Raw genomic sequence first — 16,319 nt, 5'->3', positions numbered from 1 at the left:
TTTTTTGGCGTCGGTTAATTATGCTTTTTCAGCTTCAGCAATTTTCACTTTCCACGTGTCAGGGCCGATCTGGTGCGCGTTCACGCCATTAGAGTCAACCGCAACCGTTACCGGCATATCTTCAACTTCAAACTCGTAGATCGCTTCCATACCGAGATCTTCAAACGCAACCACACGTGCTTTCTTAATTGCTTTTGCAACAAGATAAGCGGCGCCGCCAACAGCCATTAGGTAAACTGACTTATGTTGTTTGATTGATTCAACGGTCGCAGGGCCACGTTCTGCTTTACCAATCATGCCCATAATGCCAGTTTCTTCTAGCATCATGTCGGTGAACTTATCCATACGAGTAGACGTTGTCGGGCCAGCAGGACCTACCGCTTCATCACCCACAGCATCAACAGGGCCAACGTAGTAAATGAACTTACCTTTCAGGTCGACGCCTTCTGGTAAACCTTCACCACTTTCAAGCATGCCTTGAATACGCTTGTGCGCTGCATCACGACCCGTTAAGATCTTTCCTGATAGAAGAACCGTTTCGCCGGTCTTCCAATCTTGAACGTCTTCTTTAGTAATTTCATCAAGGTTAACACGGCGTGTATTTGCGCCTGCTTCCCAAGTTATATCTGGCCACTCTTCTAACTTAGGTGGTGTTAGCTCTGCAGGGCCGCTGCCGTCTAGAGTGAAGTGTACGTGACGCGTTGCCGCACAGTTCGGGATCAAGCAAACAGGCTTAGAGGCTGCGTGCGTTGGTGCTGTTTTGATTTTCACGTCAACCACAGTCGTTAGACCGCCAAGACCTTGTGCGCCAATGCCCAGTTTGTTTACACGGTTGAAGATATCTAAACGAAGCTCTTCTTCTGCGTTCTCTGGGCCTTTGTCGATAAGCTCTTGGATATCGATGTGTTCCATCAGAGATTCTTTAGCGAGTACCGCGGCTTTCTCAGCCGTACCACCAATGCCTATGCCTAGCATGCCCGGTGGACACCAGCCTGCACCCATTGTTGGTAGCGTCTTCTCTACCCACTCTGCAATATCATCAGAAGGGTTCAGCATAACCATCTTGGTTTTGTTCTCAGAACCGCCGCCTTTTGCCGCGATTTGAATTTCAACTTTGTTGCCTGGAACCATATTAATGTGAACAACCGCTGGTGTGTTGTCTTTGGTATTAATACGCTTACCTGCAGGGTCCATTAGGACAGATGCACGCAATGGGTTATCTGGATTGTTGTAAGCTTGACGAACGCCTTCATCAACCATCTGTTGTACTGTTTGATCCGTTTCCCACCTAACATCCATACCGATGTTCACGAAACAAGTAACAATACCCGTATCCTGACAAATTGGACGATGGCCTTCCGCAGACATACGCGAGTTGATAAGAATCTGAGCAATAGCATCTTTAGCTGCTTGGCTCTCTTCCTTCTCGTACGCTTTTTCTAGGGCTTGGACAAAGTCTAAAGGGTGATAATAAGAAATGTACTGAAGTGCGTCAGCGACACTGCTGATCACATCTTGCTTACGAATAACCGTCATTGCATGCCTCTTTATTGTTCTGGTTCCATGTGGGTTCATCGTTTGGCTATGTGTGCCGAATCGGATTAGATGGTTTAGCTTTTTATTGTGTTGAGCTGTATTTAGTTGCTTTAGCAATCGCTTGCATAGCTGTAAACTAAACCATGTAGTTTGCACCGTTCTAATCAAGAACCCATTTTATTTTCAATTTATGATACTCTTGCTTCCTCTCACACGCCATGCAGTGATCGAACTCTTTGTCACAAATTAAACAAATGAATAACAACGAATTTCGCTCTATCCAAATCAAGCCGCTTGAATATCAATCAACTTTAGCTAAACAGCTGTTTTCTCATATTGAAAGCGTGCCGTGGGCAATGCTATTACGCTCTGCCTCAGAAAGCCACGTCGATAGTCGATACGACATTTTAGTTGCTCAACCCATCGCCACCTTCGAGACAATCGGTGCGAAAACGACCGTCAATGTTAATGAGACGTGCGAGGTTTCAGAGTCAGACCCTTTCGAACTACTCGACCAATATCAGCAGCAATTACTACCCGCAATCAGTGAGCACCCTGAACTGCCTTTCGTTGGTGGTGCTTTAGGGTATTTTAGTTACGATTTAGGGCGACGAATAGAAGCTCTTCCCTCTCTTGCTAAGCGTGATATTTCTGCACCAGACATGGCGGTTGGATTGTATGAATGGGCTGTGATTGTTGATCATAAGCTTAAAGCTGCGTTCCTTGTTGGGCAAAACATTGATACCCATTGGGATTGGTTAACTCAACAACAATCGCCAAGCCAACAAGCAGAAAGAGCGGAACAAACAGAACGAGCTCGTCAGAAGTTTGGATTAACCACCCCATGGCAATCCAATATGACTGAACAAAGTTATGCCAATAAATTCGATAGCGTTCAAGAGTACTTGTTGTCGGGTGACTGTTATCAGATAAACCTTGCTCAGCGCTTCAATGCCCAATACCAAGGCAGTGAATGGCTCGCTTATGAAAAGTTAGAGAAGTACAACTCAGCTCCATTCTCTGGTTTTATCCGTTTAGCAGGCTGCACCATTCTCAGTGTCTCACCTGAGCGTTTTTTAGAGCTCAATAGTGGCACCATTGAAACCAAGCCAATCAAAGGGACACGTCCTCGTTCTGAAAATTCCATGATTGATGACGCCAATGCTCAAGACCTGTTGAATGCTGAGAAAGATCAGGCAGAAAACCTGATGATCGTCGACCTGCTTCGTAATGATATTGGCCGAGTCGCAAAGCCGGGATCGGTTCATGTACCAAAGCTATTCGATATAGAGAGTTTCCCTGCTGTGCACCACTTAGTGAGCACGATAAGGGCAGAGCTTGATGTCCATCATTCAGCACATGACCTATTAAGGGCTTGCTTTCCCGGGGGGTCGATTACCGGCGCTCCAAAAGTTCGCGCGATGCAGATCATTGAGGAGCTAGAGCCTCATCGTCGCTCGGCGTATTGCGGTAGCATTGGTTATATCAGCCGTAATGGCAGAATGGACACCAGCATTACGATTCGTACCTTAGTGGCAGAAAACAATACGCTTTATGCTTGGGCTGGAGGAGGTGTAGTATTTGATAGTGATTGTGCTTCTGAGTACCAAGAGACTCTTGATAAGCTGAGTAGAATATTGCCTGTACTGCCTGATAGATAAATTTAATCTAGATTTATTAAGACGGGTTATTAAAAACAGCTAAAAAGCCAATCTGGAAAGTACTTTAATATTAAAAAAGCTAAGTGGGCAATCACCTACTTAGCTTTTCAATAACACTAGCCTAGAAGGTGTATGTTGTAGCCAAATAGAATGAGCCTAGTGTGTGAACGTTAGATAACTCTTTGTTCTTTTCATCTTTCACTTTGATATCAGCTGCTTCCCAATCAATACCTGCACGTAATGCTAGAGCTGGTGCAGCAGGAATTGCATACTCTACGCCCACCCCCATTTTTATACCAGATACGGTTGATGACTTAGTCGCAAAGTATTTATTATTACCACTGTTTTCAATTTCTGAATTTAAAAAGCTATAACCTAAAAGTGCATAAGGTCGAAGACCAATATCGAACGTATAACCAACATTCGCAGCAACGCTAATTGAACTAAAATCTGTTGTGAATGCTTTTGAACTGCCTACTTTTGTTGTAGACGTTCCATATTTAGTATATTGGCCTTCGATACCAATAATACGGTTGATCTGATAACCGGCAATGAGTTTATAAGAAGGTGATTCAGTTTCAGTTGTTGTGGTTTTGCGAGTAATGGCCTTACCAAAACCACCATCATCAAGTTCAGTTGAACCAGCTCCTACTCCGATATAGAAACCATTTGGGTCTTTTTGTGCAGCCACTGCAGATAAAGGTGCAATTAGAGCAAGCGTCACTATCATTTTTTTCATATCGAATCCATTTTTATAGTTTTTCAAACCTCCTTAATATAATTAATAAAAGCGACCAATAAAGTAAGTGAACGTATAGCATTGTCAGCTCACTTGTTACATTGACAATATACTCAAGACATTAGAGACAAATCAATAACGTTGCATATTCACTCACTACAAAGGCAATGATATTTATTAGCCCCACTTATTCAGCATTATCACTAAGTCGTTAGCGGTATAGGGTTTACTCAATATATCGTCCATACCAGATTCAATACACAACTCTCGCTCTTCTTTTGTCGTACCAGCGGTTAATGCAATAATTGGTTGGCTATATCCTGAACTTCGCAGTTTCTTCGTCGCTTCAAAACCATCCATGACTGGCATCCGGCAATCCATAAACACAATGTCATACTCATTATTCGACGCTAATTCCAAACCTTCTATACCATTACCGGCAATCGCTGGCTCTATTTCGTATTTGCGTAGCATTTGTTGGATGATGATCTGGTTCATCTTAATATCATCAACCACCAGCACTTTAAGCAATGTCAATTCAACCTCAGACTCAAAACCTTTGGCGACACTATCGCGCTCAGCCAGTGTATCGACAACTTGAAGAGGGAGTGAAATGGTAAATGTCGTACCCGAACCAACAATACTGCTCACCTCAATGTCTCCCCTCATTAACGCAGCTAGCTTGCGACAAATCGCTAAACCAAGCCCTGTCCCTTCGTAATTTCGGCTACTTGAGTTATCGGCCTGTGTAAAAGGTTCAAACAGTGTCTTAATAGCAGATTGAGCAATACCAACGCCACTATCCTCAACAGAAAAAATAAATTGGTCGTTAAGCCATTTTATCTCTACGCTCACATGGCCTTGATCGGTGAATTTAATTGCATTGCCGATTAAGTTCACGAACAATTGAGTAATACGCTCTAAGTCACCGTAGAAGTGACTGGGTACCCCATCGGTTACATTGACATCAAACTGGATCTGCTTTTCAATCGCTCGATTGGTAAAAATACTATCAATGGTATTTTTCAAATCTTGGAGTGCAAATGTTTTGGGAATTAATTCCAGCATACCCGCATTGATTTTACTGTAATCGAGAAGGTCATTAATGATGGTTCTAAGAAACTCACCGGATTGGCTCAAGTTATTCACGATCTCACGTTGAGAACTGCTCAGTTCGGTGTCGCTTATCAACTCCGCACTACCAAGAAGACCATTGAGTGGGGTTCTCAATTCATGGTTAATCATGGCGACAAAGTCACGCGTTGCCCTTTCGGACTCTTCCGCTCGTTTACGTGATTCTATATTTCGGTTAATCGCAAGTTGATGAGTTAACGCACTGCAGATAAGGTCCGTCACTAACAACAGTTGGCTTTGGATGAATTCGTAGTCTTGATCTAACAACCTGACCTGAACGATTAACGCGCCCACAATCACTTTTTCGACCTCTAATGGCACGGTAAGCAAGCAACCTTGCCAATGAGGTTCTTGAATGTCTTTCTCTATTACCTCGACTGTTTCATCACCATAGTCATGGGTTTGTAACTGAGGGATTAGATTGGGGGGTAACACCAAGCGACTGGCTTCAATTAGATAACTGTTAGTTACACTCGCCGTCAATTGGGACAACATTACGTCATCGAGATCACTCCTCAGAAACGCGCGTCCGAAATCAATCAACAGGTTGTCGATTTGTTCTTGGAATTCGATCCGTCGAATATTCGCATTTGAACGCTTTTCTAATTGGCGCAACGCAAGTTCAAGCTGTTGATTGGCCTCAAACAGTTCGAGACTCTTTTGCTCCAACAAGGTTTCAGCCGCTTTCCGTGCTGCTATTTGACGTTTCAGTTTTTTCTCTTGGGCAGATGCCAGATCCATATCACTTTTCTACTTTGAGATTAAACCTAACCACACTTTGGTCATCATTCTGAGGTGTCATTTCTACCACGATGGTTTCACCATGATAGTCAGCACACCCCTCGATTAATCCCAAACAAACGTGAGACATACATCGTGCGCTTTTATAGTCAAAAACAAGTTGCGCTTCGGTCGTGGTGATAAAGCTAAATTTTGGAGGCTCAGCATCTGGGTAGAGCTTCTTCACTTCTACGTGAATGTAACGCTCTACGTGCTGAATAAATTGAAAAGTGGTGTTGCTATGAGCGAGGCTCGCTTTATTCGGTAATGAGGCCAGTAAGTTCTTAAAAACCGATTGTCCAAAAACACGTTGCAGGCTCGCTGCATCAATATCGGTTTTCTTACTCAAGTTTATAATCAATCGAACAAGATCTTTGTGGTCGTAACTTCCGACTGATGTGTAGATCCCTTCATCTTCTGACATCTCTAGAACTTCTTCCAAAAGCTCTAATCCAAACTTGTCTTCAACAAGCTCTAAAAATTCGGTGAATATGATTCCTTTCATTTCATACCTTTTCTTCTATTTCTTTTTAGAATGGTCCACTAAGTCATTGTTATCAAATTCTTAAACAGAAAATGTACGTTTCATCACCCAATTTATGACATGGATAACGCTTACTAGTAGAAGTACACATATTCAAATATAGCAAAATCCGTCACTCTTAGAAGATTGGGAACATTTACCTTGAAAAACGCCGCTACCCAGTCCCTTCTTATTTTCCAGTTATTGCCGGTACTAACGGAGGAAAGTGAAGGCAAATTCGAAATTGGTAATCAACACACGGTTATGACTATACTTAAAATCATAATAATCAATATATTGGCTTTATATGAACAAAGATAACTTCCTTCAACAATTCCAGCTCAACTCTACCGTTGGCTATCACCCAGAATCCGTTGAGCGCGTTTCACATATCAATGACGATCAATTGCGTAAAGCAGCAGTGGTAGTCGGCTTAGTGGAACGAGAGGATGGTTTACATGTTATTTTTACGAAAAGAGCCGCTCATTTAAAACATCACCCTGGTCAAATCAGCTTTCCTGGAGGGAAACACGAACTCTCCGATCCTTCTATGCAATTCACCGCACTTAGAGAACTTCACGAAGAGGTCGGAATTCGATCGGATCAGGTTAAAATTGTTGGGCAATTACCTACTTTGAGTACCATTAGTAAATTTTTAGTTACACCGATTGTTGTAGTGGTCGATTCGGACTATAAACCCATCATCGATGAGAACGAAGTTGCTTCGATTTTTGAGGTGCCCGCCACCTATGTTTTAGACCAAGCCAAGTTACACAGCCACACTGTTAACTTAAAAAAAATCAAGCATCGTGTTTTTGCCATGCCCTTCCAAGAGCACCTAATTTGGGGCGTTACGGCTCAAATCATCCAATCACTGCAGCAACACGTAGTGCAACAAATTACATAGAAACTACGTTTTGTTTAATCCTTGTTAACAAACACAGCCTTTTCCATGGAACAGATTTATTAATCCAATTTTACGCAAACGTTTCCCTGGTATAATTCTGTACAACCCCGCCTTTCACATAAGATAAACTAATAGCACGCATGAGCATAAATCACCTGTGGCACGCTATTTTCGTGATCAAAAATCCGTTTTTCGCATATCATGTGACACGCCGTTTCATTACATGATTTAGATCTATTTTTTGTAGAAGAAAATTCTGCAGAATTAGCCCCGACTTATTTCCTGTTCCCAAAAAATGAGTAATTTAACATGAACACAACAACTTCTTCGGCAAATGCCGTTACAGATACAAGCAAGTTTAACTATAAAGATTTCACCTGGTGTCTATCACTATTCGGTACAGCAGTTGGCGCTGGTGTACTATTCCTTCCAATCAAAGCTGGTGCGGGTGGTTTTTGGCCACTAGTTATCCTAGCTTTAATCGCGGCACCAATGACTTGGTTCGCACACAAATCTCTAGCTCGTTTCGTACTGTCTTCTAAGAACCCAGAAGCAGATATTACAGACACAGTTGAAGAACACTTCGGTAAGACTGGCGCGAACCTTATTACTTTCGCTTACTTTTTCGCTATCTACCCAATCGTTCTTATCTACGGTGTTGGTATCACAAACACGGTTGACTCTTTCCTAGTAAACCAAATGGGCATGGAATCTATTCCTCGTCCTCTTCTTTCTGGTGCACTTATCCTTGCTATGACAGCAGGTGTTGTATTCGGTAAAGAGCTGATGCTTAAAGCAACTTCAGCAATGGTTTACCCACTAGTATTCATCCTACTAGCATTGTCTTTCTACCTAGTTCCTGATTGGAACACTTCAATGATGGAAACAAGCCCAGAATGGTCAGCAATGCCTTCTATTATCTGGCTTGCGATTCCAATCATCGTGTTCTCTTTCAACCACAGCCCAATCATTTCACAGTTCTCTAAAGAGCAACGTCGTGTATACGGTGAAGACGCGGTTAAGAAAACTGACGCGATCACTGGTGGCGCAGCAATGATGCTGATGGGTTTTGTAATGTTCTTCGTTTTCTCTGTAGTACTTTCTCTATCTCCAGAGCAACTAGCAACAGCGCAATCTCAAAACATCTCTGTACTTTCTTACCTAGCTAACGTTCACGAGTCTCCACTTATCTCTTACATGGGTCCTCTAGTAGCGTTCGCAGCAATCACTTCTAGCTACTTCGGTCACTTCCTAGGTGCTCATGAAGGTCTTGTTGGTCTAATCAAGTCTCGCTCTGGTTCTTCAATCAGCACGATTGAGAAAGCTTCTCTAGCGTTCATCGTTGTTACAACTTGGATTGTTGCGGTAGTTAACCCAAGCATCCTAGGCATGATTGAAACAATGGGTGCTCCAATGATTGCAGCTATCCTGTTCCTAATGCCTGTATTCGCAATGAACAAAGTACCAGCTATGGCTAAGTACAAAACTTCAGCACCTGTGCAAATCTTTACAGCTTTATGTGGTCTAGCGGCTATTAGTTCTGTAATCTACGGCGCTCTTTAATCTCAAGCCCTTTTTATAAGATGACATTCATCTTATATGGCGAGGTTAGACAAAAAATATAATGATAATAAATGAGCCTCCCTACTCCCCTTGGGAGGCTCTCTTTTTGAGGTAATCGCTATGATTAGTGTATTTGATATCTATAAAATCGGTGTTGGTCCATCGAGCTCACATACAGTTGGACCAATGAAAGCGGGTAAAGAATTTATTGATGACCTACGTTCAATGGGAAAATTGCGCGACATCACTAAAATCACCGTGGACGTATATGGATCACTATCACTGACAGGGAAAGGTCACCACACAGATATCGCAATCATCATGGGTCTTGCTGGCAATACTCCTGAGCGTGTTGATATCGATTCTATTGCAGGCTTCATTGCTCGAGTAGAAGAAACTGAACGTCTACCTGTCGGTATGCACTGTCATACTGTTTCGTTCCCTCGCGACGGCGGAATGAACTTCCACACTAGCAACCTTTCTCTACACGAGAATGGCATGAGCATTCATGCTTGGGTTGATGACGAAGTCGCATATTCAAAAACGTATTACTCAATTGGTGGTGGTTTCATCGTTGACGAAGAGAACTTCGGCAAAGAAGAAGAAAACCCAATTAAAGCACCTTACGAATTCACAACAGCGGAAGAGCTGGTTAATCAGTGTAAAGAAAGTGGTCTTTCTATCAGTACACTGGTTATGAAAAACCAAGCGGCTTTCCACTCAGACGAAGAGTCTCGCACTTACTTCGCTAACATCTGGAAAACGATGCGTGAGTGTATGGATCGCGGTATGAATACTGAAGGTATCCTGCCTGGTCCACTGCGTGTACCTCGTCGTGCAGCAGCACTTCGCCAACAGCTGATCACGTCAGAAAAAACAACTAACGATCCAATGACGGTTGTTGACTGGGTGAACATGTTTGCTTTCGCAGTAAACGAAGAAAACGCAGCGGGCGGTCGTGTAGTAACGGCACCAACAAACGGCGCGTGTGGCATCATCCCTGCTGTATTGGCTTACTACGATAAGTTCATCCAAACAGTGACAGAGAAAGATTACATCCGTTACTTCGCAGCGTCTGGCGCGATCGGTGGTCTTTACAAGCGTAACGCTTCTATCTCTGGTGCTGAAGTTGGCTGTCAGGGTGAAGTTGGTGTTGCGTGTTCTATGGCTGCTGCTGGTCTTGCTGAGCTTATGGGTGGTAGCCCAGAGCAAGTATGTATGGCTGCAGAAATCGGCATGGAGCACAACCTAGGTCTAACGTGTGACCCAGTTGCTGGCCAAGTACAAGTTCCATGTATCGAGCGTAACGGTATTGCTGCAGTTAAAGCAATCAACTCAACTCGTATGGCACTTCGTCGTTCTTCTGCTCCTACTGTTTCTCTAGATAAAGTTATCGAAACAATGCTAGAAACAGGTAAAGACATGAACGCTAAATACCGTGAGACTTCTCAAGGTGGTTTGGCAGTTAAGGTTGTTTGTTAATCATTTCTGAATTAATAAACCGATAATAAAAAAGGAACGCCGATGCGTTCCTTTTTTTGTATCTTAAGCTTTTGTCGCTAAAGCTTGGTGACTGATTGATTCAACCACTAAATTGTTCTGCTAAATCACTTGTGAGATTAGCAAGAAGCAACCAAACAGCAATGAGAAAAGCATCATTGGTCGACCACCTTCAGCACTGTATCTGTCTTCCGCTACCTTCATAAAGCGTTGCTTATGAACCATCACTAGCGGAACAAACACGGCTAAGAAAACTAAGATGATACCTGCATAGTTCAACACTTGTAGGAACTTATCTGCAGCAAGCAGTGAACCCGCCAGAGGCAAGATAAAGCTAATGCAGTAAGTGACCGCTGTATTTTGGTTGAACATGTCTTTGTTTTGGTTGAACAACGCCATCGCTACACCAAAGAAAGAAGTCAACAACGCCAAGCCGGTGAAGGTAGACAGAACGTTACCCACCCAAGGAGACTGAGCCTCAAACGCCGCCATCAAATCTGATACGTTCTTGAAGCTTCTAAATTGCTCTTCACTCAAGTTACCAACCACAGCAAACAACCAGCACAAGTAGCACACTAATGGAATCAGAGAACCGACGATCACCATGTTACGCAGCTGTTTGTCCGTCGCTTCGTGATTGTAAGAAACCAAGGTTGGAATCACAACCATAAAGCCAAAGCTTGTGAACAGGATTGCACTGGTTTTGATTAGATCGACGTGGTCATGACTGGTTACCTGCATCAAGTTTTCTTGCGTCATGCTTGGTGCCAAAAACACCATAGTTGCAAACAAGCTTGCTAGCATCACAAAGAACAATGCACGGTTGAGCTTATCAATCACTCCTGTGCCACTCGCGACAACGGCACCCGCAAGTAAAGTAAAGGTGATTTGGCTCGTCGTTGCGCTAATGTCTACACCGAAGTTAGACAGTAACTTACTAAGCAAATCACCCGCACCCAGAATGTAGGCCATCAATAGGCAAATCAATAACGCGTAAAGTAGGCCGTTGGTAATCAACTGCCCTTGTTTGCCCAGAGTTTTTCGAGCAATAGAGTTCAACCCTAGACCGCCACCGGCTTTGATGGTCGCTTCTAGAAGTAATAATGCTGCGTAAGTGGTACCGAAACAGATCAGAACCATCAGCAGCGTGCCGTAAAGCAATCCAAATTGAGCTAATACCATTGGGATCGCAAGCATACCAGCACCGAGAGCGGTACCAGCGATAATTAGGGAGCTACCCATCATTTTAATATTCATTGTTTTTAACTTATTTGCTTAGTTTTTATAGGTGTGAGTCTTCGTACATCAAGCGGATGACAAAGGAGTTCAGATAGAAATAAAGTTATAAAACGAATAACAATAGGAGCGATAAGCAGTAAAGAAGCGTGCAGAGACGTTGTCGAACAGGGTGTTCAAAGGGGAGCTTGTCTTAAAAGAGGTAAAACGAGAAGCGTGAGTTTGCGTTAAGTGATGTGGTGAACCTTCTGTAGGTTCAATAATCGGCGATGTAATCTTGAATTTCATGTATGTGTCCAATAATTGAGTCACATTCCATAGTATTTGAAGCAGCGTATCCGTTGCTGCCCTACCTCTATCATAGAGGTCTTTTCATCTTATCGAATGAGCTTTGAAACACAACGCTATAACCACATTTTTTGCTATTAAATTGAACAAAATAGCCATTTGGATACAAATCGACCACCAAACCGCGTAAAACAATAATCATTATTAATAAAAAGCGGAACTATAAACACCCCACCCCATAAACAACAAAGCTTGTATAAAGAGCACCCAAACATATATGACAGCTACAAAAAAGGCGCTCTTGTAAGCGCCTTTCGTTCGATTATAGCTTTTAAGGCTATAACCTTGAAAGCTATAGTATTGAAGACTGTTGCCTTGATAGCTGTAACTTTGATAGCTGTATCTTTGAAATCTACAGCATCGAAACCTTATTCACCGCGGTAGATACAACCCGCTGTACATGTTTCTTTAATCTCAACCTTGCTCAGAAGTGGCAAGCTTGGTTTAAGTTCATTCCAGATCCACTTAGCCAATACTTCACTTGTCGGGTTTTCTAAACCTTCAATGTCGTTTAGGTAGTAGTGGTCTAAACGGTCGTAAATTGGTTTGAATACAGCTTTAATTTCAGAAAAGTCGATTACCCAACCTGTATGCGGGTCAACTTCGCCTTCTACGTACAAACGAACAAGAAAAGAGTGACCATGCAAACGACCGCACTTATGCCCTTCTGGCACGTGTGGAAGATGGTGGGCTGCTTCAAACATAAACTCTTTGTATAACTCAGTTCTCATTGTGTTTCTCAGGCTAAAAAAATGACACGCAATATTACGTAAAACCAATGCACACTACAAGTTCTATCACCACTGTACGGCCTTATTAGCTGCAAGGGTTCCCCTCAAAAGTTACCGTATCAGTGGCCAAAACGAGGTGCATATTCACATCATGAAAAGTGCTCGCATAGCTCATCAATAAACACCTTCACCTTACGCGGAGTATTCACTCTCTCACGGTAAAGTGCATAAACCGTTCTCTCTTTAAGCGTGTACTGCGATAGGATTTCCACAATTGCGCCAGACTCTACATCTTCTTCGGCTAATTGCCTTGGCAGCATTGCAATACCATAGCCAAAACGAACCGCGACCTTTACTGCTTGCACGCTGTTTACCGTGAGTGTTGGCTTAAGATTTACATCATGGAAATACCCACCAAACTCAAACCTCCACACACCATCATTCTTAAGGTTTGGATCTTCAATTATGGTGTGATTAGCTAAATCAATTGGCGTTGTAATCTCTGTATTATTTTCTAGGTATTTAGGTGAAGCACAAACCAAGTTCTGATTTACAAAGATAGTGCGCGCGATCATGCCTAAGTCTTTCGAAACTAAATCACCAGAACGAATCGCAATGTCATAACCAACCGTCGCGAGATCTTGAACACCATCTGAAAGCATGAGATTGAACGCCACATCTGGGTATTTGTTTGAAAATTTCAAAATGAAGGGCATCAACATGATCTCAGTGAGACCTTTAGGCGCCATAACACTCAAAGAGCCAACCATTTCTGAACTATCAAACCTCAAAGAATCATTTAAATCTTCAATGCCGTCGACCAACCCATGAGCCTCATTAAAATAGCGGCGACCAACCTCAGTTAAGGACAGTGACTTGGTAGAGCGATTCAATAAGCGAGTATTTAGGTAAGCCTCAAGCTCTCTTACATGGCGACTAACTAAAGACTTCGACACTCCGATCTTCTTAGCCGCACCTGTAAAACTGCCCTCCTCAACAGTCACAATAAATGACTTAATAGACGTTAATACGTTCATGAACTCACCCCACAGTTTACATATTGTCGACAGACTATCTACAAAATGGGCTCTATTCAAGGCAGTAACGTTCCATTAGATTGTTGGCACTCAACAAACATAAGGATAGAAACTATGACAAGCAAACAAGTTCAGGTTGTAAAAGACTACTTTAAGCATTGTGTAGACGGTAAACAAACTCACCGTATTGGCGAATATTTCGCTGAAAATACGATGATCCATAGACCTGATTGCAATAAGATAATTAACGGCCTCTCTGAGTTCGAAGCCATGTTAAAAGTTCACGTTACTGAACGATATGAATCACAGGAAACGACGTTTCAAAAAATCGTAGAAGACGGCCATCAAGTTGTTGTTGCGCTCACTCACAGAGCTAAAGGTGCTGATGAGTGGAAAGGCTACCAACTGAATGGAAAAAACGTTACTTGGACTAGCCTTACTTATTTCCGATTCAATGATGAAGGCAAAGTTGTCGAGGAGATTGTTGAACGCAATGAGCTAAGCATGGCACTTCAACTGGGCTTAAACCTAACTAGTTAAAAGCTCACTGGAATGATACTGACTCAGCAGTTAAGCCAGATTGAATAATACGAAGAAGGCATCTATTAGGTGCCTTTTAGAGAGTAATTTTTATTTAAGTTATGTACGTTTATTGGGCTTTAATACCCTTCAAATTTAGCGATAAACTCCCATCCATTCGCCCAAAGAACATCATTACAAACCCGCTACATCACAGAAACATAACCACAACCGGAGTGTGGTCACACAATCGGTTATACCCCATAGGTGGTAGAGCCGCTTACACGTAAAGTATGCATGTCATTATACTTAATAAAAACAAACACCTTATGCGCTCAACAATCACCTTTAAAATCCTAGTGGCCCTCGCCATCGTGTTCACTTTTCTATTAGCAATATCGACCTACTTTCAATATTCGCAGCAAAAGCAACTTGTAAACTCAGTGTTAAGTGAGCAACTTCACGATAAAGCGAGCAACTATTTCGATAGCCTCAATATGATGATGCTCACTGGCACCATGGCACAAAAAGAGACCCTTCGTCAGAAAGCCTTAGCTCAAGAAGGCATTGAAAATGTTCGTGTATTGCGTGCTGATGCGGTAAGTAAATTATACGGGCCTGGCAATGGCAACCAAACACCTGTGGATGATATTGATAAACGAGCGCTAGCGGGTGAAACCGTTATCAAACCCTTTTCTGCCGATTGGGGAAAAGGCTTGGTTATTGCTCTGCCAATGAAGTCGAGCGAGAACTATCGCGGCACCAATTGTGTGGCATGTCATATGGCGCCAGAAGGGGAAGTATTAGGTGCAATTCGACTTGAATATAACCTTAACCATGTCAACTCGCTGATCAATACTCAAACGATGACAGCGATCGGTATCATGGCAGTGATCTCCTTTGCCGGATTCGTTCTTACTATGGGATTGATTCGTAAGATAATCGTTCGCCCGCTTCAACAAACCTCTCGCTTTATGACTCAAGTCAGCAGCGATAAAAACCTGTCCACTCGTTTGCCCGAACAAAGTAAAGATGAGATTGGCACGCTGGCTAACGCCATCAACTCGTTCATGGGAACCGTTTCTAACAGCTTAGAAAAGGTACAAGATACTTCGCACAAACTGAATGCGTCAGCCAATCAACTGACTAGCGTTGCTCAAATTACCGAGCAAGCCGCCAGCGATCAACAAAACGAAACCACAGAAGTGCAAAACAATGTCGAAGGAATACAAGCACAACAGGTCAATGTAGAACAAGCCACTTTAACCGCGTCAGAACTCATCAATCACACCTCAGATGTGGCTTGTAAGAGTGCTAACCAAGCACATGATGCAAGTAGTGAGATTAAGAATCTAGTGAGCAGTATCGAAGAAGTGAAACACAAGATACAAACACTTAATGAGCAAACTGGAGAAGTCTCTTCAATATTGAGTGTGATTCGTGGCATTGCCGACCAAACCAACCTTCTAGCCTTGAATGCAGCGATTGAAGCGGCCCGTGCGGGAGAACAAGGTCGCGGCTTTGCCGTAGTGGCAGATGAAGTTCGTAATCTTGCATCACGAACGGCAGAGGCTACTGGCAGTATTGAGTCTATCATTCATCAGTTCCAACAAGGCAGTGAAGAATCGCTGAATTCTGCTGACCGCGTTTGCGAACAAGCACATCAAAGCTCGACAGATATCGACGCACTGTCCGTTGAAATGAACGGTGTCGTTGAAGAGATGAAACAAGTGTTAGCTCATGCACAAAATATTCAGCAACAGACGCAATCCACCACACAAGCAACCCAAGATGTGCAACAAAAAGTTGAAACCATCACTTCTCACGCCGACAACACATCGCAGTCTGCAGCTGAAACTCGTGGAATCAGTAATGATTTAGAAGAGCTGTCGGATCACCTTGAATCTCTTATCAACCAATTCACCTTATCGAACTCAAATACCAACGATAAAGGTCAGTCATAGGCCGTTAGAACTCCCCTAGCGACATCAACAAAAAAGCGCTCAAAGATGAGCGCTTTATCTTCATAACAATGTCTAGTTCAGGCTTTAAGATTTTAAGATTTTAAGATTTTAAGATTTTAAGATTTTAAGATTTTAAGATTT

General features: G+C 42.8%; 13 protein-coding genes. 6 read left to right on the top strand and 7 right to left on the bottom strand.

Translation table 11 applies throughout. The features are described 5' to 3' along the window. Positions 1-18: 18 nt before the first annotated feature. Entirely contained in the window at positions 19-1,536 is a 1,518-nt protein-coding gene (locus ACED25_RS04020; protein ID WP_029222862.1) for a fumarate hydratase, read from the bottom strand. Positions 1,537-1,790: 254 nt separating this feature from the next. Between ACED25_RS04020 and pabB the strand changes: the two genes are divergently transcribed. Continuing rightward, positions 1,791-3,197: an aminodeoxychorismate synthase component I gene (pabB, locus tag ACED25_RS04015; RefSeq protein WP_371694683.1), complete on the top strand. Its 1,407-nt coding sequence runs from the start codon at positions 1,791-1,793 to the stop codon at positions 3,195-3,197. Positions 3,198-3,318: 121 nt separating this feature from the next. On the opposite strand, the gene ACED25_RS04010 is transcribed toward pabB, so the two are convergent. The 3 genes from ACED25_RS04010 to ACED25_RS04000 form a co-directional block, all read right to left on the bottom strand. Beyond that, a complete protein-coding gene (locus tag ACED25_RS04010) occupies positions 3,319-3,936 on the bottom strand; it encodes a porin family protein (protein WP_009847031.1) in 618 nt (205 codons plus the stop codon). A gap of 177 nt (positions 3,937-4,113) precedes the next feature. After that, entirely contained in the window at positions 4,114-5,811 is a 1,698-nt protein-coding gene (locus ACED25_RS04005) for an ATP-binding protein (RefSeq protein WP_371694682.1), read from the bottom strand. A gap of 1 nt (position 5,812) precedes the next feature. Continuing rightward, the gene (locus ACED25_RS04000) at positions 5,813-6,355 is read right to left on the bottom strand and encodes a heme NO-binding domain-containing protein (RefSeq protein ID WP_009847033.1); all 543 of its coding nucleotides are present in this window, start codon (positions 6,353-6,355) and stop codon (positions 5,813-5,815) included. 325 nt (positions 6,356-6,680) lie between these two features. Between ACED25_RS04000 and ACED25_RS03995 the strand changes: the two genes are divergently transcribed. The 3 genes from ACED25_RS03995 (at position 6,681) to ACED25_RS03985 (ending at position 10,325) form a co-directional block, all read left to right on the top strand. Further along, positions 6,681-7,280 carry a CoA pyrophosphatase gene (locus ACED25_RS03995; protein WP_009847034.1) on the top strand — a complete coding sequence of 200 codons (600 nt, stop codon included), beginning with the start codon at positions 6,681-6,683 and terminating at the stop codon, positions 7,278-7,280. A gap of 309 nt (positions 7,281-7,589) precedes the next feature. Next, a complete protein-coding gene (locus tag ACED25_RS03990; protein ID WP_009847035.1) occupies positions 7,590-8,843 on the top strand; it encodes an aromatic amino acid transport family protein in 1,254 nt (417 codons plus the stop codon). Between the two features lie 120 nt (positions 8,844-8,963). Next, entirely contained in the window at positions 8,964-10,325 is a 1,362-nt protein-coding gene (locus tag ACED25_RS03985) for an L-serine ammonia-lyase (protein ID WP_009847036.1), read from the top strand. A gap of 120 nt (positions 10,326-10,445) precedes the next feature. Here the strand turns inward: ACED25_RS03985 and ACED25_RS03980 are convergent, their stop codons facing one another. The 3 genes from ACED25_RS03980 to ACED25_RS03970 all read right to left on the bottom strand — a co-directional run bounded on the left by ACED25_RS03980 (position 10,446) and on the right by ACED25_RS03970 (position 13,695). Continuing rightward, positions 10,446-11,588, bottom strand: coding sequence for an amino acid permease (locus tag ACED25_RS03980; RefSeq protein ID WP_114633298.1), 1,143 nt, complete (start codon positions 11,586-11,588; stop codon positions 10,446-10,448). Positions 11,589-12,295: 707 nt separating this feature from the next. After that, the gene (gene queD / locus ACED25_RS03975; RefSeq protein ID WP_009847038.1) at positions 12,296-12,658 is read right to left on the bottom strand and encodes a 6-carboxytetrahydropterin synthase QueD; all 363 of its coding nucleotides are present in this window, start codon (positions 12,656-12,658) and stop codon (positions 12,296-12,298) included. Positions 12,659-12,807: 149 nt separating this feature from the next. Next, a complete protein-coding gene (locus ACED25_RS03970) occupies positions 12,808-13,695 on the bottom strand; it encodes a LysR family transcriptional regulator (protein ID WP_009847039.1) in 888 nt (295 codons plus the stop codon). A gap of 114 nt (positions 13,696-13,809) precedes the next feature. Here ACED25_RS03970 and ACED25_RS03965 point away from each other — a divergent pair, with 114 nt between their 5' ends. After that, positions 13,810-14,235, top strand: coding sequence for an ester cyclase (locus ACED25_RS03965; RefSeq protein ID WP_371694681.1), 426 nt, complete (start codon positions 13,810-13,812; stop codon positions 14,233-14,235). A 308-nt stretch (positions 14,236-14,543) separates the two neighbouring features. Then, the gene (locus ACED25_RS03960; protein ID WP_371694680.1) at positions 14,544-16,178 is read left to right on the top strand and encodes a methyl-accepting chemotaxis protein; all 1,635 of its coding nucleotides are present in this window, start codon (positions 14,544-14,546) and stop codon (positions 16,176-16,178) included. The last annotated feature ends 141 nt before the right edge of the window (positions 16,179-16,319 follow it).

The sequence above is a fragment of the Vibrio sp. 1F263 genome (assembly GCF_041439035.1).
Taxonomy (GTDB): Bacteria; Pseudomonadota; Gammaproteobacteria; order Enterobacterales; family Vibrionaceae; genus Vibrio; species Vibrio tasmaniensis_A.
Note: the sequence above shows the minus strand (reverse complement) of the source record. Positions and strands in the feature narration are given on the sequence as shown.

Excerpts from the sequence above, each read along its gene's own strand:
- ACED25_RS03965 (WP_371694681.1), top strand. The coding sequence starts at position 13,810 with ATGACAAGCAAACAAGTTCAGGTTGTAAAAGACTACTTTAAGCATTGT.
- ACED25_RS04020 (WP_029222862.1), bottom strand. The coding sequence starts at position 1,536 with ATGACGGTTATTCGTAAGCAAGATGTGATCAGCAGTGTCGCTGACGCA.
- ACED25_RS03995 (WP_009847034.1), top strand. The coding sequence starts at position 6,681 with ATGAACAAAGATAACTTCCTTCAACAATTCCAGCTCAACTCTACCGTT.
- ACED25_RS03970 (WP_009847039.1), bottom strand. The coding sequence starts at position 13,695 with ATGAACGTATTAACGTCTATTAAGTCATTTATTGTGACTGTTGAGGAG.
- ACED25_RS03985 (WP_009847036.1), top strand. The coding sequence starts at position 8,964 with ATGATTAGTGTATTTGATATCTATAAAATCGGTGTTGGTCCATCGAGC.
- queD (WP_009847038.1), bottom strand. The coding sequence starts at position 12,658 with ATGAGAACTGAGTTATACAAAGAGTTTATGTTTGAAGCAGCCCACCAT.
- ACED25_RS03990 (WP_009847035.1), top strand. The coding sequence starts at position 7,590 with ATGAACACAACAACTTCTTCGGCAAATGCCGTTACAGATACAAGCAAG.
- ACED25_RS04010 (WP_009847031.1), bottom strand. The coding sequence starts at position 3,936 with ATGAAAAAAATGATAGTGACGCTTGCTCTAATTGCACCTTTATCTGCA.
- pabB (WP_371694683.1), top strand. The coding sequence starts at position 1,791 with ATGAATAACAACGAATTTCGCTCTATCCAAATCAAGCCGCTTGAATAT.
- ACED25_RS04000 (WP_009847033.1), bottom strand. The coding sequence starts at position 6,355 with ATGAAAGGAATCATATTCACCGAATTTTTAGAGCTTGTTGAAGACAAG.
- ACED25_RS04005 (WP_371694682.1), bottom strand. The coding sequence starts at position 5,811 with ATGGATCTGGCATCTGCCCAAGAGAAAAAACTGAAACGTCAAATAGCA.
- ACED25_RS03980 (WP_114633298.1), bottom strand. The coding sequence starts at position 11,588 with ATGATGGGTAGCTCCCTAATTATCGCTGGTACCGCTCTCGGTGCTGGT.
- ACED25_RS03960 (WP_371694680.1), top strand. The coding sequence starts at position 14,544 with ATGCGCTCAACAATCACCTTTAAAATCCTAGTGGCCCTCGCCATCGTG.